This window comes from Caballeronia sp. (assembly GCF_049581465.1).
In the GTDB taxonomy this organism is placed as follows: domain Bacteria; phylum Pseudomonadota; class Gammaproteobacteria; order Burkholderiales; family Burkholderiaceae; genus Caballeronia.
Genome location: NZ_JBAUSA010000992.1, coordinates 1 through 2,736, shown reverse-complemented (window position 1 = coordinate 2,736; position 2,736 = coordinate 1). Strand labels below are relative to the sequence as shown.

Genomic DNA, 2,736 nt, shown 5'->3' with positions numbered 1-2,736 from the left:
GAGTTCGGGCGTGTATAAGGGCGCCGCCAAGCACACGCTAAACCGCCGCTAAGCCACCGCTAAGCCACCGCTAAGCCGCCCCTAAGCCGCCCCTAAGCCACCGCTTGCCGGCCGGCGGAACATCCCGCCGGCCTTACTGCCTTCATGCAGAGCGAACCTTTGGAGCCGAAGCGGGGGGCACCCCAAGTGCACTCGCAACCTTTTTACCGTCTGGACGTCCGAGACCGGTGCACGCATCCCATCCGACAGAGGCGTAGAAGTCGCCGTTGTTGCCCTGGGTGATATCGTCCAGATCACCGGCATTCTTGTAGAGCTTTGGATTGATGTAGCCGGAAGCGCTGCCCATAGCGCCGTTGATCCGCGCGATCAGGCCGGCCCACAACGGCGCCACCGCGCTCGTTCCGCCGATCACCGTATCGCTGCCATCAACACGAACCTTATAGCCGGTGTCGGGATCCGCGTCGCCTGAAACATCCGGGACGCCTCTCATCTGCAATGGCTGGGTCTTTCCCTGGGCCAGCGTAACGTGCAGTCCCGCCTGACAGGCAGGCAGTGCGAAGAACGTGCTGACACCGCCGCCGCTCGCCCCGCCGTTCGCACCATCGTTCCAGACCGTTTCGCTTTCGATGGTTCCATTGGTCACGTTCACGCTGGTTCCACCACATGCAAGCGCGTAGGTGCTGGAGGCAGGAAAGTCGACGTGATCTTTTCCATCACTGACTCCATCGCCAGAGCCGTTGTCCCCCGATGCGACGCACACCGTGATCCCCATTGCGGCGGCCGCCTGGAACGCCTGGTCGAACGCCGTCATTGCCTGCTGGGTCCACGACGACTCCGGCCCGCCCCAACTGATCGATATGACCGACGGCTTGTTGGTCGTGTCGTGAATGGCCGTGGTCACGGCATCAAGAAATCCGGCGTCGGTGTTGGGCGAAAAGTAGACGGCGATATGTGCGGCGGGCGCAATCGCGCCGGCTACTTCGATGTCGAGCATCACCTCGCCATCCGGTCCGTTCCCGTCTCCAGTCGGATGATTCTTGCCGTGGTCGACGGATACGGCGGTCACCTTCGGCGCGGCGATACCTAGTTCAGCGAAATAAGCCTTGAGATCGGCTGGACGGTATCCGCCGCCAAGCTCAATGAGCGCTATACATTCGCCTTGGCCCGCCCCCTCAGGAAAGTCGTACATCGAGGCGATCTGGATGGGTGTAAAGGACGTCGGAGCAGCGCTCGGCGATGCCCGCCATTGCACGTTGCCGTGAGGCAGCCGGCTGCGGAAATGCGGCCGCGCCTGCGGGCGATTGTCGAGTCCCAGCACGGCATCAACAACGCCGGCCAACTCGTCGGGCAACTGAAGCGTTCCCGTTCGCCCCCGATACGAGCCGTCAGCATGCTCGAATCGCTGCAGGTCGATACTGAACGCCCCATTGAATTGTGCAACTGTCCCGGACAGGATCACGGTCCGGCGCGCTGCGTGTTCCTCAACGACCGCGAGACCGTGAGAGGCCGCGAAGGTCTTGACAGCAGCGATGTCGCTAGCATCGGCCTCAAACTGTTTCGCGAACTCCTCGCGTTTTATGTCGCCATCGGATGCGTCGCCGCCCGCGAGCTTTTTCACTCGCTCCTTGAGGACATCGCTCGCACGACGCCTCACGAGCACCGTGACTTCGAGTCGCTCGGCCGGATCGGCCTTGCCAACGGACCGCGCGCCGTTCAAGGGTGCTCGATCGCTACCGCTGAGTGCATGTGCCATGACTGAAAAACTCCTTAGGTAAGCAAACAGTAAGCAAAACAACGAGATGAGCGGGAACACTCACCCCGCCAAAGTGACGGCGAAGCGAAGGACCCCGCTCGCCGCTTGTCTTCGTATCGTTATGCCGCCGCCGCAACGAGCAGATCGGTACTGGTTCCCACTCCAGGGACGACCTGCTGCGCAGCCCAGCTCGCGCCGTTATAAGTCGACCACCAGATCCGCTCGTCGCCCGTCATTCCCTTCCACGCAGCAAACACCTGATTGCCGAATATGGTAATGCCCGGACCGATACTGCTAAGCACACCCGGAATTTGCTTCTGCGGCGTCCAGCTTGTGCCGTTAAAGCTTGCGTACCAAAGCGTCTGGTCGCTGAATTCGCCCTTCCAGGCAGCGAACAACTGGTTGCCGAACACCGTGAGCGACGGCCCTTCACTGGTGCCCGTGCTTGCAATCAGTTTTTGCGGCGCCCAGGTACTGCCATTGAACGTGGAGTAGTAGAGCCCTGGATCGCCGAATTCACCCTTCCAGGCGGCGAACAACTGATTGTTGAACGTCACGATCGCCGGCCCGACGCTGCTTGCGACACCCGGGATCTCCTGCTGCGCGGCCCACGCTGAGCCGTTGAAGCTCGACCACCACAGTCGCTGATCGTCCTCCATGCCTTTCCATGTCATATAGAGCGCGTTGCCGTCTACCGCAAGGCGCGGTCCCGAGCTGGTGGCGACCCCGGGCACCTGCTTCTGCGGCGCCCAACTTGTGCCGTTGAAGCTGGACCAATATATCCCCTGATCGAATCCCTCGCCCTTCCAGGCCATGTAGAGCTGGCTGCCGAATACCGCGAGCGCAACACCGGCGCTGGTTCCCACACCCGGCACCAGGGTCTGGGGTGCCCACGTCGAGCCATTACTGGTGGCAAAGAAGATGCGGTCGTCGAATTCCATGCCCTTCCAGGCCATGAACAGCTTGTTGTCATAGGAAGCCAG

2 protein-coding genes are annotated in these 2,736 nt (G+C 61.7%); both read right to left on the bottom strand.

Annotation, left to right across the window (positions count from 1 at the left end):
• Positions 1 to 142: 142 nt before the first annotated feature.
• Positions 143 to 1,753 (bottom strand): S53 family peptidase, encoded by a 1,611-nt coding sequence (locus WCA53_RS24320; protein ID WP_423916464.1) that lies wholly within the window; start codon positions 1,751 to 1,753, stop codon positions 143 to 145.
• A gap of 119 nt (positions 1,754 to 1,872) precedes the next feature.
• On the bottom strand, positions 1,873 to 2,736 hold an 864-nt coding region (locus WCA53_RS24315; protein ID WP_423916461.1), incomplete at its 5' end, for a hypothetical protein.